General features: G+C 51.0%; 19 protein-coding genes and 1 rRNA gene. 11 read left to right on the top strand and 9 right to left on the bottom strand.

All coding sequences use genetic code 11. The annotated features are described in order from the left end of the window. Positions 1 to 17: 17 nt before the first annotated feature. Positions 18 to 133 (top strand): 5S ribosomal RNA (gene rrf / locus D9597_RS07975). A 336-nt stretch (positions 134 to 469) separates the two neighbouring features. Further along, positions 470 to 1,768 (top strand): alpha-ketoglutarate permease, encoded by a 1,299-nt coding sequence (kgtP, locus tag D9597_RS07970; protein ID WP_130222062.1) that lies wholly within the window; start codon positions 470 to 472, stop codon positions 1,766 to 1,768. Here the strand turns inward: kgtP and D9597_RS07965 are convergent. The 5 genes from D9597_RS07965 to trxC all read right to left on the bottom strand — a co-directional run bounded on the left by D9597_RS07965 (position 1,765) and on the right by trxC (position 7,479). Further along, a complete protein-coding gene (locus D9597_RS07965) occupies positions 1,765 to 2,088 on the bottom strand; it encodes a YfiM family lipoprotein (protein ID WP_130214696.1) in 324 nt (107 codons plus the stop codon). The genes kgtP and D9597_RS07965 overlap by 4 nt on opposite strands. A 43-nt stretch (positions 2,089 to 2,131) precedes the next feature. Continuing rightward, the gene (pssA, locus tag D9597_RS07960) at positions 2,132 to 3,487 is read right to left on the bottom strand and encodes a CDP-diacylglycerol--serine O-phosphatidyltransferase (protein WP_130214694.1); all 1,356 of its coding nucleotides are present in this window, start codon (positions 3,485 to 3,487) and stop codon (positions 2,132 to 2,134) included. A gap of 113 nt (positions 3,488 to 3,600) precedes the next feature. Beyond that, positions 3,601 to 6,261 (bottom strand): protein lysine acetyltransferase, encoded by a 2,661-nt coding sequence (gene pat / locus D9597_RS07955; protein ID WP_130214692.1) that lies wholly within the window; start codon positions 6,259 to 6,261, stop codon positions 3,601 to 3,603. A 31-nt stretch (positions 6,262 to 6,292) separates the two neighbouring features. Beyond that, the gene (gene tapT / locus D9597_RS07950) at positions 6,293 to 6,991 is read right to left on the bottom strand and encodes a tRNA-uridine aminocarboxypropyltransferase (protein WP_130222061.1); all 699 of its coding nucleotides are present in this window, start codon (positions 6,989 to 6,991) and stop codon (positions 6,293 to 6,295) included. Positions 6,992 to 7,059: 68 nt separating this feature from the next. Then, entirely contained in the window at positions 7,060 to 7,479 is a 420-nt protein-coding gene (gene trxC, locus D9597_RS07945; protein ID WP_130222060.1) for a thioredoxin TrxC, read from the bottom strand. A 206-nt stretch (positions 7,480 to 7,685) separates the two neighbouring features. Between trxC and D9597_RS07940 the strand changes: the two genes are divergently transcribed. Beyond that, entirely contained in the window at positions 7,686 to 8,723 is a 1,038-nt protein-coding gene (locus tag D9597_RS07940) for a tRNA/rRNA methyltransferase (RefSeq protein ID WP_130222059.1), read from the top strand. A 47-nt stretch (positions 8,724 to 8,770) separates the two neighbouring features. Here D9597_RS07940 and ung read toward each other — a convergent pair whose 3' ends face one another. After that, complete coding sequence (gene ung, locus D9597_RS07935) at positions 8,771 to 9,460, bottom strand: uracil-DNA glycosylase (RefSeq protein WP_130214686.1); 690 nt, start codon at positions 9,458 to 9,460, stop codon at positions 8,771 to 8,773. Between the two features lie 304 nt (positions 9,461 to 9,764). On the opposite strand from ung, the gene grcA reads away from it, so the two are divergent. Next, positions 9,765 to 10,148 (top strand): autonomous glycyl radical cofactor GrcA, encoded by a 384-nt coding sequence (gene grcA, locus D9597_RS07930; protein WP_000627804.1) that lies wholly within the window; start codon positions 9,765 to 9,767, stop codon positions 10,146 to 10,148. Between the two features lie 55 nt (positions 10,149 to 10,203). Here grcA and eamB read toward each other — a convergent pair whose 3' ends face one another. Beyond that, the gene (gene eamB / locus D9597_RS07925) at positions 10,204 to 10,791 is read right to left on the bottom strand and encodes a cysteine/O-acetylserine transporter (RefSeq protein WP_130222058.1); all 588 of its coding nucleotides are present in this window, start codon (positions 10,789 to 10,791) and stop codon (positions 10,204 to 10,206) included. A 102-nt stretch (positions 10,792 to 10,893) separates the two neighbouring features. Between eamB and D9597_RS07920 the strand changes: the two genes are divergently transcribed. Next, the gene (locus D9597_RS07920) at positions 10,894 to 11,775 is read left to right on the top strand and encodes a LysR family transcriptional regulator (protein ID WP_130222057.1); all 882 of its coding nucleotides are present in this window, start codon (positions 10,894 to 10,896) and stop codon (positions 11,773 to 11,775) included. Positions 11,776 to 11,806: 31 nt separating this feature from the next. Here the strand turns inward: D9597_RS07920 and srmB are convergent, their stop codons facing one another. Further along, positions 11,807 to 13,141 carry an ATP-dependent RNA helicase SrmB gene (gene srmB, locus D9597_RS07915; protein WP_000219193.1) on the bottom strand — a complete coding sequence of 445 codons (1,335 nt, stop codon included), beginning with the start codon at positions 13,139 to 13,141 and terminating at the stop codon, positions 11,807 to 11,809. Between the two features lie 131 nt (positions 13,142 to 13,272). Here srmB and trmN point away from each other — a divergent pair, with 131 nt between their 5' ends. Then, complete coding sequence (gene trmN, locus D9597_RS07905) at positions 13,273 to 14,010, top strand: tRNA(1)(Val) (adenine(37)-N(6))-methyltransferase TrmN (RefSeq protein ID WP_130214677.1); 738 nt, start codon at positions 13,273 to 13,275, stop codon at positions 14,008 to 14,010. On the opposite strand, the gene nadB is transcribed toward trmN, so the two are convergent. Further along, on the bottom strand, positions 13,995 to 15,617 hold the full coding sequence (nadB, locus tag D9597_RS07900) for an L-aspartate oxidase (protein ID WP_130222056.1): 1,623 nt from the start codon (positions 15,615 to 15,617) through the stop codon (positions 13,995 to 13,997). The two genes, trmN and nadB, sit on opposite strands and share 16 nt — an antisense overlap. A gap of 255 nt (positions 15,618 to 15,872) precedes the next feature. Here nadB and rseD point away from each other — a divergent pair, with 255 nt between their 5' ends. The 5 genes from rseD to rseC are packed head-to-tail and all read left to right on the top strand — an operon-like array spanning position 15,873 to position 18,715. After that, entirely contained in the window at positions 15,873 to 16,028 is a 156-nt protein-coding gene (gene rseD / locus D9597_RS07895) for a rpoE leader peptide RseD (protein ID WP_064526141.1), read from the top strand. Then, positions 16,025 to 16,600 carry an RNA polymerase sigma factor RpoE gene (rpoE, locus tag D9597_RS07890; RefSeq protein WP_001295364.1) on the top strand — a complete coding sequence of 192 codons (576 nt, stop codon included), beginning with the start codon at positions 16,025 to 16,027 and terminating at the stop codon, positions 16,598 to 16,600. Before rseD ends, rpoE begins: the two co-directional genes overlap by 4 nt. Positions 16,601 to 16,632: 32 nt before the next feature. Next, a complete protein-coding gene (gene rseA / locus D9597_RS07885) occupies positions 16,633 to 17,283 on the top strand; it encodes an anti-sigma-E factor RseA (RefSeq protein WP_130214673.1) in 651 nt (216 codons plus the stop codon). Further along, positions 17,283 to 18,239, top strand: a complete 957-nt coding sequence (rseB, locus tag D9597_RS07880) for a sigma-E factor regulatory protein RseB (RefSeq protein WP_064526144.1) — start codon at positions 17,283 to 17,285, stop codon at positions 18,237 to 18,239. The genes rseA and rseB overlap by 1 nt, the downstream gene beginning before the upstream one ends. Next, positions 18,236 to 18,715: a SoxR-reducing system protein RseC gene (rseC, locus tag D9597_RS07875; protein WP_130214671.1), complete on the top strand. Its 480-nt coding sequence runs from the start codon at positions 18,236 to 18,238 to the stop codon at positions 18,713 to 18,715. The genes rseB and rseC overlap by 4 nt, the downstream gene beginning before the upstream one ends. Positions 18,716 to 18,747 lie beyond the last annotated feature (32 nt).

The raw sequence follows: 18,747 nt of genomic DNA, 5'->3' as shown, positions 1-18,747 counted from the left end.
TGATAAAACAGAATTTGCCTGGCGGCCGTAGCGCGGTGGTCCCACCTGACCCCATGCCGAACTCAGAAGTGAAACGCCGTAGCGCCGATGGTAGTGTGGGGTCTCCCCATGCGAGAGTAGGGAACTGCCAGGCATCAAATAAAACAAAAGGCTCAGTCGGAAGACTGGGCCTTTTGTTTTATCTGTCGTCCGTTCTGAATAGCGTAGGCAGTAAAAACCACCTGATGTGGTTCTGACTAAGAAATAAAAACCCTATCATTCCCTTGTATACGCCAGATGCTCGCCCATTTCCATACGACAACCTCACCTGAAATCCTTCCTGGTCATCCAGAATAATCATTCCCCTGCTAACTAAATTCGCAGTTATGGTTGCATAAACATCAGTAACAAATGTATAACATTCGTCTTACTAAATAATAAACAACATTGGCCGACAAAAGCATCGGATTATGGCAGGAGAAATATTGGCATGGCAGAAAGCACTGTAACGGCAGACGGCAAACTGACAAGTAGTGATACTCGTCGCCGCATCTGGGCAATAGTAGGGGCCTCTTCAGGTAATCTGGTCGAGTGGTTCGATTTTTATGTCTACTCATTCTGTTCCCTCTACTTCGCCCACATCTTCTTCCCTTCTGGTAACACTACCACTCAGTTACTGCAAACAGCCGGTGTTTTTGCTGCGGGCTTTCTGATGCGTCCAATAGGTGGCTGGCTATTTGGACGCATAGCCGATAAACATGGTCGTAAAAAATCAATGTTGTTATCGGTGTGTATGATGTGTTTCGGATCTCTGGTTATCGCCTGCCTCCCAGGTTATGAAACTATCGGTACCTGGGCTCCGGCATTATTGCTTCTCGCGCGTTTATTCCAGGGATTATCCGTTGGTGGAGAATATGGCACCAGCGCCACTTATATGAGTGAAGTTGCCGTTGAAGGACGCAAAGGGTTCTATGCTTCGTTCCAGTACGTCACGCTAATTGGCGGTCAGTTGCTGGCCTTACTGGTGGTGGTTGTTCTACAACATACTATGGAAGATTCTGCTCTTAGAGAGTGGGGATGGCGCATTCCTTTTGCGTTAGGAGCGGTGTTAGCCGTTGTAGCATTGTGGTTACGCCGTCAATTAGATGAAACTTCGCAACAAGAAACGCGCGCTTTAAAAGAAGCGGGTTCAATGAAGGGATTATGGCGCAATCGCCGTGCATTCATCATGGTTCTCGGCTTCACTGCTGCGGGTTCTCTTTGTTTCTATACCTTTACCACCTATATGCAGAAATATCTGGTGAATACTGCGGGAATGCACGCTAACGTAGCAAGCGGCATTATGACTGCGGCATTGTTTGTATTTATGCTCATTCAACCGTTCATTGGCGCGCTGTCAGATAAGATTGGACGCCGAACCTCAATGTTATGCTTTGGCTCTTTGGCCGCTATTTTTACCGTCCCCATACTATCAGCATTGCAGAACGTCTCCTCTCCTTATGCCGCTTTTGGTCTGGTGATGTGCGCCCTGCTGATAGTGAGTTTTTATACATCAATCAGTGGAATACTGAAGGCTGAGATGTTCCCGGCGCAGGTTCGCGCATTAGGTGTTGGTCTGTCATATGCGGTCGCCAATGCTATTTTTGGTGGTTCGGCGGAGTACGTAGCGTTATCGCTGAAATCGATAGGAATGGAAACGGCATTCTTCTGGTATGTGACATTGATGGCCGTGGTAGCGTTTCTGGTTTCTTTGATGCTGCACCGCAAAGGGAAGGGGATGCGTCTTTAGTGATGCGCTATTTGCCAGACGGTATAGCCGGTAGTTGCACCGGCGATATCCCAGGCAAAATCCTTCCAGCTCCAGCCGCTCCCCTCTGGGCGGCTATCCCAAAGCTCTTTTGACGCTCCCAGCCCTACAGAGAACATCAGCCCGAACATCGCGCTGCGGTCGCGACTCATCCCCTGATGTTGCGCGTATTCATTTCCTGCGGCGGAAAGCATCGCCGAGGCGATAAAGTGTTGAGCTTTATCCTGCCCCTGCCAGCTATCGTTAGCCATGTGGCTGCAACCAGAAAGTAACAATAGCAAACAGATAAAAAGAATACGCAACGCGGCCTCCAAAAAACAAACCCCGTACAGGACGGGGTTCAGATTACAGGATACGGCTAATTAATCGGTCGATGCGAATGCGGCGCAAACGGCGGATAAGTTTGCGAACCTTCACCGGATAATCGGCAATACTTTGCAGATCGCGATAGTGTTTAACGATAGTGGTATGCTCGCGGATCAGCTCCAGTTCTTTCTCTCGCTGTGGCGCAAGCTCCAGTTGCGGATCGTGGATCAAAATGGCGTTTTCCAGATCCAGACGCCAGGCGCGTGGATTCAGGTTATTACCGGTTATCAGCATCCACTTATCATCAACCCACATTCCTTTCAGGTGATAAGTATTATCGTCATCTTTCCACAAACGGACCACTAACTGGTCAGTATTGACGTAATACTGCAAACGACTCAGGAAGCGACGCAAATTAATCTCATAAAGATAAGGCAACGCGCCAATTATCTTGAATGGTTCATCTTCCGGAATGTAGAAGTCGTTCGCGGTTTTATCACCAACGATAATTTCGACCTTTTTCCCTTCACGCAGCAACTGGATGATATTGCGCACCAGGATTGCCGGCAGGTTGAAGTATGGCGTACAGATAGTCAGTTTCTGTTCTGCACAGGGCATCAGATGGAAAATGGTCTTGTTCAACAGACTCGATTTCCCCAGACCCACCAACGGCGTAACGGAAAGTTGATCGTTGTCGGCATCTCCCTGGAAATGATAAGCGGCATCACGCAACTCCTGGCGGAACAGGCGAATGTCGTTCTTGATTTCCGGGCTTTTTGGGCGATGTTCATCATCCAGACGGTTAACACCGCGACCATTCATAATATTCTGCGTAACCCATTCAAACATAATGTCTGACATCTTGCGGTTACGAATCAGATGGTAACGGTCGTAACGGTATTTATCGTGCTGATGCAAATAAACATCGTTCAGGCTGGCACCGCTATAAAGTACGCTATCGTCGATGATAAAGCCTTTAAAATGCAGAACGCCCAGGGCTTCACGGGTATTGATGGGTACGCCATAAACCGGAACATCTACGCCCGGATTTTCCTGCGCCATGCGGCAGTACCAGTCAGCATTAGTGTTAGATGCCGCAGCGCCAATGCGTCCACGTTGCGCACGATGCCAGTCGACCAGCACCCGCACATCCAGTTCCGGACGCTGCCGTTTAGCCTCATATAGTGCGCTCAGAATGCCTTTGCCACCATCATCCTGTTCGAGATACAGGGCGACAATGCAAATGCGCTGCTTCGCGCTGGCTATTTTTTCCAGCAGCGTCTCCCGGAAGTCGGCGGGAGCGTAAAAGAAATCGACATCATCAACTGATTGAGAAATCTTGGGTAGTTGGGCAAGGTGTTGTTGATGTTTATTACGCTTAAATTTTGACAACATCACAGTGCATTTCTTCTCTGTTCATTGAAGGGTCCTCTGTGCAATGCAGACGACATAAGCGGGCAATAATAACACCAGTCCCGATTAAGTGGTCAACATTTCCAGTACCTTACTCATGATTCCTCGCGCTGGGCAAGATTTAGCGTAAGCCCAACGATCCCCTCTTCGAGCTGGATATCGACGTTAAACCCGAGCTTGCGGGCCAGCGCCACCATGCCACGATTGTTTGGCATCGTAATACCATTCAGACGTTGCAGTCCGTGATCTCGCGTATAGGTAATCAACTTTTCCATTAAGCGCCGACCTAAGCCTAACCCTTTGAGATCCGAGCGAACCAGTACAGCAAATTCGGCATCGATGTTATCAGGATCGGAAATCGCACGCGTGACGCCGAGGATCTCTTCCGTTTGATCAATTCGTCGTACCGCTACAAATGCCATTTCCCGATCGTAGTCGATCTGCGTCATGTTAGCTAAATCTTCATGGGTGAATTCGTTGATCTCGCTAAAGTAGCGATAATAAAGATCTTCTTTAGTGACTCGTGAAATGAATTGCTGAAGCTGTGGCTCATCTTCTGGCAAAATCGGGCGAAACAAGCAGCGTTCGCCGTTTTTCAATTCCACCCACTCTTCCAGCTGATGTGGGTACGGGCGCACTGCCAGCCGACTCTCGCTATCGCCTTCAAACGGCGCGATATCCAGCGTGACATCCAGCGCGGTAAATTCACTGCCAGAAGCCAGCAAAGGATGAATATCCAGACGCTGAATTTCCGGGCAATCGACAATCAAGTTGGAAACCTGCACCAGAAGCTGGCTCAAGCCTGCAACATCCAATGGACGCAGTGCACTGCGCGCACGAATCTTTTTACTTTTTATTCCCTGAATGACCAGATAACGGGCCAGGTTCATGTTCAGCGGCGGTAATGCGACGACGGCTTGATCTTCTGGACGCCACTCCACACCGCCTTCACCAAGCATGATCAACGGTCCGAAAACGGGATCCTGCTCGACCACTACCCGCAACTCTTGGGCGCCAGCACGGTTAGCCATACTTTGCACCAGCAGACCGTGGATCCGCGCCTGCGGCCAGGCCATTTTTACGCGATCGAAAATAGCGTTCGCGGCTTGCTGGACTTCATTGGCTGTACGCAGGTAGAGCATGACGCCCTGAACTTCCGATTTATGTGGAATATCCGGCGAGCGTAATTTTAGCGCCACCGGATAACCTATCTGTTCAGCAATATGCACCGCTTCGGTACTATCGCTGGCAATCCAGGTGGGAAGCGTGTTCATGCCATACGCTTGCAGGATTGGCTGTACTTCATGGGTATCGAGTGACGTTGCCCCTTCGGCAATCGCCTGTTGCAACAGAAGATGCGCTTCTGCGGTATTAGAGGTCAGATTGCTGGGCAGTGCCGGCGTTTCGCGTAGTTGCTTCTGGTTACGTCGGTACTCCACCATATGCATAAAAGCGGTGATGGTTCCTTCCGGAGTGCGGTAGGTCGGCAGCCCGGCTTCGCTGAATAATCGTCGTGCCTCTTGCGAGGAATGTTCGCCGCACCAGTTCGTCAGCAGAGAGACATACTTGCTGCGAGGGTGATGCTTTACCGCTTCAATTAATGCCAGTGCGCTTTCTGTGGCGGGAGCAGCAGCACTGGGCGAATGAATAACCATCAGCGCATCAAAATCCTGGCTGTGGAGCAGAATATCCAGCGTTTTAATATAGTGCTCACTGCTGGCGTCATCGCGCAGATCGAGCGGGTTAGAGATTACTACATGTTCTGGCAGCGCATCGCGTAGTTTCTGGCAGGTTTCTTCGCTTAGAGTTGCCAGCTTTCCATTGCGCGACCATAAGGCATCCAGCGCCAGCGCAGCTGGCGCTGCACCGTTGCTGATAATCATCAGTCGGTCGCCACGCAATGGGCGCATATGGCTAAGGGTTTCCACTGCCGAAAACAGTTCGTGAGTGTCCTGCACTCGTAATAAACCGGCACGCTGAATAGCTGCATCCCATGCCGGGTCCATTCCTGCCGTCGTGTTGAGCAGTCGCTGTGCTGCCGGGCTACGTCCGCTTTTAATTACCAGAATCGGTTTATTACGCGACGCACTACGGGCCGCCGAAACAAAGCGTCGCGCGTCGCTTAACTGTTCGAGATAGAGCAGGATGGCGCTGGTTTTACTGTCGCGCGCCAGATAGTCGAGCAATTCATCAACGTCGATATCCAGGCTGTCGCCGAGCGCAATAAAGTAGGAAAAACCCATCTCACGCTGTTGCGCCCAGTCGAGGATGGTGTTGGAGACGGCAGCCGATTGCGAAATAAACGCCAGCTTGCCGCGCTTAATTGGTACGGGCGAAAAGCTGGCATTCAGACCTTGCCACGGCGCCAGTAATCCCAGACTGTTTGGTCCAAGCAGGCGCATGTTATGACGCTGGGCGCAGGCTCGGAGATCTTCGTGTTGCGATGCCGGGGCAGAAAGAATAATGCAGGTTTTACAGCCTTTTTCGCCGAGTTCTTCCAGAAGCGCCAGATTGCGGCTGGCATTGGTACACAGCACAGCAAGGTCGGGCGTAAAGGGCAGACTGGCGATATCCGGCCAGGCCAGTACGCCTTGTACCGCTTTCCAGGCCGGCGTCACCGGTAACACCGGTCCGTTAAAGCCTCCCGCCAGCAGGTTACGCATCATCAGGTAACCTGCGCGATTGGGTTTCATCGATGCGCCAATTACCGCAATCGATTTTGGTCGCAGTAGTGCTTCCAGTCCTCGCTGACTCATACCGGTCTCCCGCAGAAGTGACCGAATGATTTTAAACGCTTTCTAACTGTTCTGCTGTGATGCTACCCAGATGTTGCGTTTTTCCTGCCAGATAGCGTGTTTTAAAGCGAGTGAAATGCTCGCCTAAGCTGGCCGCAGCCCCGGTATCGCCCGCCATATCTAAAAGTGCGATAGCCACTTCAGCGGTACAATATTGGCCTTCAGCCTGGGCTTCACGCAGGCGATAGGCAGAAAGCCGGGAAAGATCGACGGAAATGACGGGGAGATTATCCAGATACGGACTTTTACGAAACATCTTGCGCGCTTCCGGCCAGGTGCCATCGAGCATTATAAACAGCGGTGGCTTACCGGAAGGCGGGGTGAAGATCACTTCCCGTTGCTCATCAGCATATGAGGCGGGAAAGACCACCATTGGCTGATAGTTCGGGTTTTGTACCAGATCCAGCAAATTTTGCGAGGGTTCGGTACGCGACCATTGAAACGCAACGGTATCAGGCAAAATATCAGCAATCAGACGCCCGGTGTTACTTGGCTTCATTGGCTCGGTGTCGAACATCAGCAAACAGAAGCGACTTTTTGCTTCCGCTGGCGTGATTGTCGAACAGAGACATAATTTCTCTGGCAAAAGACAGCGTTGGCAGCGACGAACGCGATTACCGCGGGCAAGAAAAGGACGTGTTGCGCGCGCAATACGTTCGGCGCGTAACTGGAGAACAGCGTTTTCGGTCATAAGAGAGCGTCGAAAAAACGCCATTGTCGCAGAGGAGAAAACGGGGCACAAGATGCGCCCCGGTAAGATTAAAGAGATTCGTTCAACCAGCTATCGAACGGCGCTTTCGGCACTGCGCCATTAAGCATGTCGACGACCTGACCGTTTTTGAAAATCATGATCGTCGGAATACTGCGAATACCAAAGCGGCTGCTTAATTCACGTTCAGCTTCGGTATTCACTTTCACAAAGCGCACTCTACCGCTACGCTCTTGCGCAACATCTTCAAAAATTGGCGCGAAGTTACGGCAGGGGCCGCACCACGGCGCCCAGAAGTCGATCACCACAGGTAGATCATCTTTCAGCAATTTGTCGAGCGTTTCACCGGTCGCATTAATCACCTCTCCGTCAAACAAGTCGTGACCGCAGCGTCCGCATTTTGCCGCATCTTCGATCCGATCGTCGGGAATGCGATTGATGGCCTGACAATGGGTACAAACGGTATTCATAACTAACCTCGGGATGAGTAAGGAGACTTATCGGCAACGACGCCGGTATGTTTCTAATATGTTACATATTATCGGGGACATTGTTCCAGACAACAATCTGTTTTATTCAATGGGTATGATAGACGCAGGCTTTGGAACGAAATCATGGCGAACCGCGCGCACTTCGGGTAATCTGCGCGCTTCGCGCAGCGCTGGTGGAGAAAAGCATGAACGATGAAATGAAAGGTAAAAGCGGCAAGGTCAAAGTGATGTATGTCCGCAGTGATGATGATTCTGATAAACGTACCCATAACCCGCGTACCGGGAAAGGGGGCGGGCGTCCAGGAAAATCTCGTGCCGACGGTGGCCGTCGCCCCGCCCGCGATGACAAACAGAGTCAGCCCCGTGACCGCAAGTGGGAAGAGTCGCCGTGGCGCACAGTTTCCCGCGCGCCTGGTGATGATGCGCCGGAAAAGGCCGATCACGGTGGCATCAGTGGTAAAAGTTTTATTGATCCGGAAGTGTTGCGTCGTCAGCGTGCGGAAGAAACCCGCGTCTACGGCGAAAACGCATGTCAGGCACTGTTCCAGAGCCGTCCGGAAGCAATTGTTCGCGCCTGGTTTATCCAGAGCGTAACGCCACGTTTTAAAGAAGCATTGCGCTGGATGGCGGCAAACCGCAAAGCGTACCATGTGGTGGATGAAGCGGAACTGACAAAAGCGTCAGGCACGGAACATCACGGCGGCGTGTGCTTCCTGATCAAAAAGCGTAACGGTACAACCGTGCAGCAGTGGGTAAGCCAGGCAGGCGCGCAGGATTGTGTACTGGCGCTGGAAAACGAATCTAACCCGCATAACCTGGGTGGCATGATGCGTAGCTGCGCGCACTTCGGCGTGAAAGGCGTTGTGGTGCAGGATGCGGCACTGCTGGAGTCTGGTGCGGCTATCCGTACCGCAGAAGGCGGCGCAGAGCACGTTCAGCCGATTACTGGCGACAACATTGTTGACGTGTTGGATGATTTCCGTCAGGCGGGCTACACCGTGGTGACCACTTCCAGCGAGCAAGGTAAACCGCTGTTCAAAACCAGTCTGCCAGAAAAAATGGTGCTGGTGCTGGGGCAGGAATATGAAGGGTTACCGGATGCCGCACGCGATCCGAACGATTTGCGCGTGAAGATTGACGGTACTGGCAACGTTGCTGGACTGAATATTTCTGTCGCAACTGGCGTTCTGCTTGGCGAATGGTGGCGTCAGAATAAAGCCTGATAAATCAGCCGGGTGGCAACTCTGCCATCCGGCATTTTCCCGCAAATTTACTCACTCTCTGCCGGTAATACTGGCATCCAGTCAATCGGCGTCTCGCCACGTTGTTCCAGCCACTGATTTGCCAGCACAAAATGGTTACAGCCAAAGAATCCACGATGCGCAGAAAGCGGTGACGGATGCGGTGCTTTAAGTACGTGATGGCGTTGCTTATCTATAATCGCCCCTTTCTTTTGCGCATGAGATCCCCACAACAAAAACACCACGCCTTCGCGATGCTGATTTATGAGGCTGATGACTTTATCAGTAAACGTCTCCCAACCGAGGCTGGCGTGGGAATGCGCCTGACCTGCGCGTACCGTCAATACGGTATTGAGCAGCAGAACGCCCTGACGCGCCCAGCTTTCGAGATAGCCATGCGCCGGGCGGGTAAAGCCTGGAACGGTGTTTTCCAGCTCTTTATACATATTCAGTAATGATGGCGGAGTGGGGATACCGGGGCGAACAGAAAACGCCAGGCCGTGAGCCTGTCCGGGGCCGTGATAAGGATCCTGGCCGAGAATCACAACTTTGACATCGCCTAACTCGGTAAAACGAAAGGCGTTAAAGACATCTTTTTGTGGCGGATAGATAGTGATGCCGGATTGCCGCTCGCTGGCGACGGTCTGAAGGGTATTAAGAAAATAGGGTTGTTGCTTCTCTTCAGCCAGCACGTCATGCCAGGTTAATTCGTTAGCCATCTCGCTCTCCTGCGAATCTTCAATCCGCCTAGCTTAACTGCTTCTTTCTACAGAACAAAATCAAGCTCATTTTATAGACATAATCGACTGTAAAAAAATGTAAATTGGTAAAATTTCACACCCGCATAAGTTGATGTAAAACAATAAAATCCACTTGTCGCTACACTTGATGTGTGTTTTTTATTGATTTAAATCAAAGAATCAGGGGTCTTTGAGGAGTATATATACACTCAAGCAACAATGGTTTTACCAATTGGCCGCGACAGGCTGAACAAATCAAATAATTTTGCCGGGGAGGCATCACATGATTACAGGTATCCAGATTACTAAAGCCGCTAACGACGATCTGCTGAACTCTTTCTGGCTGCTGGACAGCGAAAAAGGCGAAGCACGTTGCATCGTTGCGAAAGCAGGTTTTGCAGAAGACGAAGTGGTTGCAGTAAGCAAACTGGGTGACATTGAGTACCGTGAAGTTCCAGTAGAAGTTAAACCAGAAGTTCGCGTAGAAGGTGGTCAGCACCTGAACGTAAACGTTCTGCGTCGTGAAACTCTGGAAGATGCAGTTAAGCATCCGGAAAAATATCCGCAGCTGACCATCCGTGTATCCGGTTATGCAGTTCGCTTTAACTCTCTGACTCCGGAACAGCAGCGCGACGTTATCGCTCGTACCTTTACTGAAAGCCTGTAAGGCTTAAGTAGCAAGTTACTAAGCGGAAGAGGGCGACCTCTTCCGCTTTTTTTCATTAATAGAAAATGCGTACCGCACAATAGACCAGCAGCAGCGCCAGCACGATATTTAATTGGCGACCATACTGGCGAAACAATCGCTGAAACAGATGCCCCGCCAGCGCCCAGCACACATTGCCAAACGTCCCAATCATTGCCAGCAAAACGCTGACGCCAACCACCCAACTTAACGCCTGCGTTTGCGGCAGGACAAACGTCGATAGTGCTGTAATGCCGTACAAAATGATTTTGACGTTCACAAACTGTAGCGCAAAGCTTGCCCAAAAGCTGATCGGTTTTGCCTGAAGCCCGTCTTCCTTTGTTGGGCTGGTAGCGATTTTCCACGCCAGCCAGACAATATATGCCGCCCCCGCCCAACTCAACAGATGCACTGCTGCCGGGTCAATAACAGTCAGTGAAAACGAAACTCCCGCGCACAGTAGCATGACGATTAAAAATCCCAGACTCATCCCCGCCAGTACGCGGGTACTCTGACGAAACCCATGCGACGTGGCAGAACTAAGGGCGAGAATATTGTTTGGTCCTGGCGTGAGGGCAGTAATCAGGGTGTAGGTCCAAAAAGCACTTAAAAGGGTCGGTGTCACTTGTTATCTCCTCTGTTTTGGTAGACAGTACCCGACACAAAACATTTAAAAAAATGAATGTTTTCACATTCTAAATTCGATATTTTCGATAGGTTTGGGATTATGGATCTGCGCCGTTTTATTACCCTAAAAACCGTGGTGGAAGAGGGTTCTTTTTTGCGAGCTTCGCAAAAATTGTGTTGCACACAGTCGACGGTGACTTTTCATATTCAGCAGCTTGAACAGGAGTTCTCGGTCCAGTTGTTTGAGAAAATTGGTCGACGGATGTGCCTCACTCGCGAAGGCAAAAAGCTGCTTCCGCACATCTATGAACTCACCAGAGTGATGGATACACTTCGTGAAGCTGCCAAAAAAGAGTCGGATCCGGACGGAGAACTGCGCGTTGTTTCGGGCGAAACGTTGCTCTCTTACCGAATGCCGCAGGTGTTGCAGCGTTTTCGGCAACGCGCACCAAAAGTGCGTTTATCATTGCAGTCACTGAACTGTTACGTTATTCGTGATGCACTACTGAATGATGAGGCAGACGTCGGCATCTTTTATCGCGTAGGGAATGATGATGCACTGAACCGACGTGAGTTGGGTGAACAATCGCTGGTGCTGGTGGCTTCACCGCAAATTGCAGATGTCGATTTTACTGAGTCGGGAAGACATAACGCCTGTAGCTTTATTATCAACGAACCGCAATGTGTCTTCCGGCAGATATTTGAGAGCACGCTGCGCCAGCGGCGGATCACGGTGGAAAACACCATTGAGCTTATAAGTATCGAAAGCATCAAACGTTGTGTCGCGGCGAATATCGGTGTCAGTTACTTGCCCCGCTTTGCGGTGGCAAAAGAGCTTGAGAGCGGAGAATTAATTGAATTGCCTTTTGGCGAACAGTCGCAGACCATTACGGCAATGTGCGCACACCATGCTGGAAAAGCGGTTAGCCCGGCGATGCACACTTTTATTCAGTGTGTTGAAGAGTGTTTTTTGCCGGGATAAAAAAATGCCGGACTTAAACCCGGCATTATGATTACTCTTCTGTTGTTTGCGGTGGCACGCCCGTTCCGCTTGGTTTACGGCGCTTACCTATATTTTTGGTATCGCGATGGCGTTTTTTCACCCGCGGCTTCTCTTTCTCTTTAGCTTTTTTCTTCTCGGCGCGTTTTGCCAGTACTTTCTTCGATGGCTTGCCGGTCTGCTTCTCGCTTGGCGCACGCGTTTTCGGGCGTAACTCATCAATTACGCGAGCTTTAATCGGCTCTTCAATGTAACGGCCAACTTTGCCCAGCAGCAGATGGTCATGAGCTTCCACCAGCGAAATTGCGGTGCCTTTACGACCGGCGCGAGCGGTACGCCCGATACGGTGCAAATAAGTATCACCACTGCGCGGCATATCGAAGTTAAAGACGTGGCTGACGTCTGGAATGTCGATACCGCGTGCAGCAACGTCGGTGGCAACCAGCACGTTAACGCGACCTTCGGTCAGGCGTTTAATCGCTTCATTACGCTTGCCTTGTACCATCTCACCTTCGAGATAGCAGTTGTTGATGCCCGCTTCACGCAGCCAGTTTGCCAGCTCATGCACACGCTCACGCTTACGCACAAATACGATTGAGCGAGTCGCTTCAGGCTGTTTTAACAGATGCACCAGCAATGCGGTTTTATGCTCAAGATCATCGGCGCGGTAATACCATTGATGAATTTTTTTGCGCTCACGGGTAGACGGATTCGCAGAAACTTCCACCGGATCTTCCAGCAGACGCTCGGCAAAATCCTGAATCGCATCGCCTTCCAGCGTTGCGGAAAAGAGCAGGGTCTGTTTACGCCAGCGCGTTTCGCCAGCAATATGCTCGATATCCTGAGCGAAGCCCATATCCAGCATACGGTCAGCTTCGTCGAGGATCAGCGTTTCAACTGCGCGGCAATCGAAGTTCTCTTCTTTTATGTATTGCAGCAGACGTCCGGTCGTGGCGACCACGATGTCCTGGTTTTCGCTGAAAACTTCTGCGTGGTTCATATAGGCCACGCCGCCGGTGATAGTGGCGATATCCAGATGCGTATGTTTCGCCAGTTCGCGGGCATGATCGGCCACCTGCATCGCCAGCTCGCGAGTTGGGGTGAGGATCAAAATACGCGGCGGACCGGATTTCTTACGTGGGAAATCGAGCAGGTGCTGCAACGCTGGCAGCAGATACGCCGCCGTTTTACCGGTGCCTGTCGGCGCAGAACCGAGTACATCACGGCCATCGAGCGCAGGCGGAATGGCGGCAGCCTGAATGGCGGTCGGGCGAGTGAAACCTTTATCCTGGAGGGCTTCCAGCAGGCTTTCGTCGAGTTCAAGTTCGGAAAAAGTCGTTACAGTCATGTTCTACCTCTGTGTGGGGCGCTGATTATAGACGTTACGGCTGCAATCTTCATCTGTTTGTATGGATATCGCTTCTCAGGTATTGTTCTTACCCGGTGCTATCGCCGTTTTTTCAGCAAGGTTTTATTTACATGTCACAGTCTACATCCGTGCTTCGTCGTAATGGATTTACTTTTAAACAGTTTTTTGTCGGCCACGAACGATGTGCGATGAAAGTGGGAACGGATGGAATTTTGCTTGGCGCATGGGCTCCGGTGGCAGGGGTAAAACGCTGCCTTGATATCGGCACTGGTAGCGGGTTGTTGGCACTGATGCTGGCGCAGCGAACCGATGACAGCGTGATGATTGATGCAGTTGAACTGGAAAGTGAAGCTGCAGCTCAGGCGCAGGAGAATATTAACCAGTCTCCGTGGGCAGAGCGGATTAATGTCCATACGGCGGATATTCAGCAGTGGATCACACAGCAGACAGCACGCTTCGATTTAATCATCAGCAACCCGCCGTATTATCAGCAGGGAGTGGAGTGTGCGACACCGCAGCGGGAACAGGCGCGCTATACCACCACGCTGGATCATCAATCCTTGCTGACTTGCGCGGCAGAGTGCATTACCGAAGAGGGATTTTTCTGCGTGGTGTTGCCAGAGCAAATCGGTAATAGTTTTACGGAGCTGGCATTAAGCATGGGGTGGCATTTACGTTTGCGAACGGATGTGGCAGAAAACGAAGCGCGATTGCCGCATCGGGTGCTGCTGGCATTCTCCCCACTGGCGGGGGAGTGCTTTTGCGATCGCTTAGTCATTCGTGGGCCAGACCAGAACTATTCCGAAGCGTATACGGCGCTGACCCAGGCTTTTTATCTATTTATGTAATGATTGACGGGGGAAAGGATCGATGGACCGGAATGCGTGAGCAGTTCCGGATAATCCAGCGTGAAATGCAACCCCCGACTTTCCTTACGCATCATTGCACAGCGAACAATCAACTCGGCAACCTGCACCAGATTACGCAGTTCCAGCAAATTATTTGATACGCGGAAGTGGGCGTAATATTCGTCTATTTCCTGTTGCAACATATTGATACGCCGCAGAGCGCGCTCAAGACGTTTTGTTGTGCGCACAATGCCGACGTAATCCCACATAAACAGGCGTAACTCGTGCCAGTTATGTTGAATCACCACCAGTTCGTCAGGATTCTCAACACGGCTTTCATCCCACGGCGGTAACGTACTGACGCCACGCGCATAAGGCATACGTTTTGTAATATCTTCCGCTGCCGACCAGCCATAGACCAGACACTCCAGCAAGGAGTTAGAGGCCATGCGGTTAGCACCATGTAAGCCCGTATAACTCACTTCGCCAATGGCATATAGGCCATCAACGTCCGTACGTCCATGATCGTCAACCATTACGCCGCCGCAGGTATAGTGCGCAGCAGGCACAATCGGCACCGGTTCTTTCGTGAGGTCAATACCCAACCCGAGCAACTTTTCATAGATCATCGGGAAATGCTGGCGAATAAATTCAGCGGGCTTATGGCTGATATCAAGGAACATACAATCCGCGCCGAGGCGTTTCATCTCATGGTCAATGGCGCGGGCGACAATATCGCGCGGGGCCAGTTCGCCGCGCTCATCAAAATCAGGCATAAAACGTGTGCCGTCCGGGCGTTTCAAATAAGCGCCTTCGCCGCGTAAGGCTTCCGTTAACAGGAAATTCCGTGCCTGTGGATGGTACAGCGCGGTAGGGTGAAACTGATTAAATTCGAGATTGGCAACCCGGCAGCCTGCGCGCCACGCCATAGCAATGCCATCGCCAGAAGAAATATCCGGATTGGTGGTGTACTGATAAACCTTCGACGCGCCGCCAGTTGCCAGCACCACCGCTTTAGCATGGCAAGTTTCCACGGTTTCTTTATTACGGTTCCACACCCACGCGCCGACAACCCGTCGCGTTCCAGGCAGACCAATCTTGTCAGAAACTATCAGATCAACCGCATTGCTGCGTTCCAGCACTCGAATATTCGGATGGTTCTGCGCCTTGCTCACCAGCGTGGTTTCTACTTCTCTACCAGTGGCATCGGCAGCATGAAGAATACGACGGTGACTATGCCCACCTTCACGAGTCAGATGATAGCTTTCTTCGCCATTTGGCTGCACATGGGTATCAAACAACACTCCCTGATCGATTAGCCATTGCACGCAGGAACGCGCGTTGCTGGCGACAAACTCAACCGCATGGCGATCGCAAATACCGGCGCCAGCAATTAATGTATCTTCCACATGCGAGTCAATGCTGTCAGTTTCATCAAACACGGCGGCGATTCCGCCCTGGGCATAAAATGTTGAGCCTTCCGTTACCGGGCCTTTGCTAAGAACGATGACCTGATGCTGGTCAGCCAGACGTAGTGCCAGTGAAAGCCCGGCTGCGCCGCTACCGATAATCAGCACATCACAAGAATGTTCAGGAAGAGTATTCATTTTGTTTGTTTAATTTACTAAACACAGTTTGGTCAGCATAGCATCACGTTGTGTAATTAAACACCTGCTATTTTAATATTTGTTACAATGGCTAAACAGGGAGATCCTGGACGGTGGAAAAAAGAGAAGTTGCTTGCTGGCGGAGGATTAGGTGGTGAAATAAAAAGGCCGTTGGGGTACTCTTCAGGCAGTTAAATGGGCATTTCTACACAGATAATGCGATGTTCAGATTCTGTAGACTTATAATGATAGATAATGATCCGTCTACAGCATGACAAACAAAAACAGATGCGTTACGGAACTTTACAAAAACGAGACACTCTAACGTTTTGCTTGCTCAAATTGCAGCTAATGGAGTGGCGTTTCGATAGCGCGTGGAAATTTGGTTTGGGGAGACTTTACCTCGGATGAGCGAGCAGTTAACGGACCAGGTCCTGGTTGAACGGGTCCAGAAGGGAGATCAGAAAGCTTTTAACTTACTGGTAGTGCGCTATCAGCATAAAGTGGCGAGTCTGGTTTCCCGCTATGTGCCGTCGGGTGATGTTCCCGATGTGGTACAAGAAGCTTTTATTAAAGCCTATCGTGCGCTGGATTCGTTCCGGGGAGATAGTGCTTTTTATACATGGCTGTATCGGATTGCTGTAAATACAGCGAAAAATTACCTGGTTGCTCAGGGGCGTCGTCCACCTTCCAGTGATGTGGATGCCATTGAAGCAGAAAACTTCGAAAGTGGCGGCGCGCTGAAAGAAATTTCGAACCCTGAGAACTTAATGTTGTCAGAAGAACTGAGACAGATAGTTTTCCGAACTATTGAGTCCCTCCCGGAAGATTTACGCATGGCAATAACCTTGCGGGAGCTGGATGGCCTGAGCTATGAAGAGATAGCCGCTATCATGGATTGTCCGGTAGGTACGGTGCGTTCACGTATCTTCCGAGCGAGGGAAGCTATTGATAACAAAGTTCAACCGCTTATCAGGCGTTGACGATAGCGGGATACTGGATAAGGGTATTAGGCATGCAGAAAGAACAACTTTCCGCTTTAATGGATGGCGAAACGCTGGATAGTGAGCTGCTTAACGAACTGGCTCACAACCCGGAAATGCAGAAAACCTGGGAAAGCTATCACTTAATCCGTGACTCTATGCGGGGTGATACTCCTGAGTTGCTTCATTTCGATATTTCATCACGCGTGATGGCCGCCATTGAAGAAGAGCCCGTTCGTCAACCGACGACATTGATCCCAGAGGCCCAGCCTGCGCCGCATCAATGGCAGAAAATGCCATTCTGGCAGAAAGTACGTCCATGGGCGGCACAGCTTACCCAAATGGGCGTAGCGGCATGTGTATCGCTTGCAGTTATCGTTGGCGTCCAGCACTATAATGGACAATCTGAAACGTCCCAGCAGCCCGAAACACCGGTATTTAATACTCTGCCGATGATGGGGAAAGCCAGTCCGGTAAGTCTGGGAGTACCTTCTGAAGCGACCGCAAACAATGGTCAACAGCAGCAGGTACAGGAGCAGCGTCGTCGCATTAATGCCATGTTGCAGGATTACGAACTGCAACGTCGACTCCACTCTGAACAGCTTCAGTTTGAGCAGGCACAAACACAGCAAGCCGCTGTACAGGTGCCAGGAATTCAAACTTTAGGAACGCAATCGCAGTAATGAAGCAACTTTGGTTTGCCATGTCATTAGTGACAGGTAGCCTGTTATTCTCTGCTAACGCCTCGGCCACTCCCGCGTCCGGGGCGTTATTACAGCAGATGAACCTGGCCAGCCAGTCACTGAATTACGAGCTGTCATTCATCAGCATCAATAAACAGGGTGTTGAGTCTCTGCGTTATCGACATGCACGCCTCGATAACCGTCCGCTTGCACAGCTGTTGCAAATGGATGGCCCGCGCCGGGAAGTGGTACAGCGCGGCAATGAAATCAGCTACTTTGAGCCGGGCCTTGAACCGTTCACGCTTAATGGCGATTACATTGTTGATTCTCTGCCATCGCTCATTTATACCGATTTCAAACGCCTTTCTCCTTACTACGACTTTATCTCCGTGGGACGCACGCGTATTGCTGATCGTCTTTGCGAAGTCATTCGCGTAGTCGCCCGTGATGGCACACGCTACAGCTACATTGTGTGGATGGACACCGAATCGAAATTACCGATGCGGGTTGATCTCCTTGATCGCGATGGTGAAACGCTGGAACAATTTCGCGTGATTGCTTTTAACGTCAATCAGGATATCAGCAGCAGTATGCAGACGCTGGCGAAGGCGAACTTGCCGCCACTGCTTTCTGTTCCTGTAGGTGAAAAAGCCAAATTCAACTGGACTCCAACCTGGTTGCCGCAGGGGTTTAGCGAAGTCTCCAGTAGCCGACGCCCGTTGCCCACGATGGACAATATGCCCATCGAATCACGTCTCTATTCAGACGGCTTGTTCAGCTTCTCGGTAAACGTTAATCGCGCGACGCCATCGAGCACCGATCAGATGTTGCGTACCGGACGCCGGACAGTCAGCACCAGCATACGTGACAACGCGGAAATCACTATTGTTGGTGAACTACCGCCGCAAACGGCGAAACGCATTGCCGAGAACATTAAGTTCGGGGCCGCGCAATGATCAAAGAGTGGGCTACCGTCGTCTCCTGGCAAAACGGGCAGGCGCTGGTCAGTTGTGATGTCAAAGCCTCATGCAGCAGCTGCGCTTCCCGCGCTGGCTGCGGCAGTCGCGTGTTGAATAAACTTGGTCCGCAAACCACACATACCATCGTCGTACCCTGTGATGAGCCGTTAGTGCCGGGGCAAAAAGTGGAATTAGGAATCGCTGAAGGTAGCCTGCTTAGTTCCGCATTACTGGTTTATATGTCGCCACTGTTGGGATTATTCCTTGTTGCTTCGTTATTTCAGCTACTCTTTGCTTCAGACATCGCGGCGTTATGCGGCGCAATTCTTGGTGGCGTTGGTGGATTCCTGATTGCGCGCGGCTACTCGCGAAAGTTTGCTGCCCGGGCTGAATGGCAACCGATCATCTTAAGCGTGGCATTGCCGCCAGGCCTTGTGCGGTTTGAAACATCTTCGGAAGACGCGAGCCAGTGATTTCACTGGCTTTGTTGCATTTTGCATAACAA

Origin of the sequence: Escherichia sp. E13S3 (assembly GCF_004212325.1) — a bacterium.
GTDB lineage: Bacteria > Pseudomonadota > Gammaproteobacteria > Enterobacterales > Enterobacteriaceae > Escherichia.
Note: the sequence above shows the minus strand (reverse complement) of the source record. Positions and strands in the feature narration are given on the sequence as shown.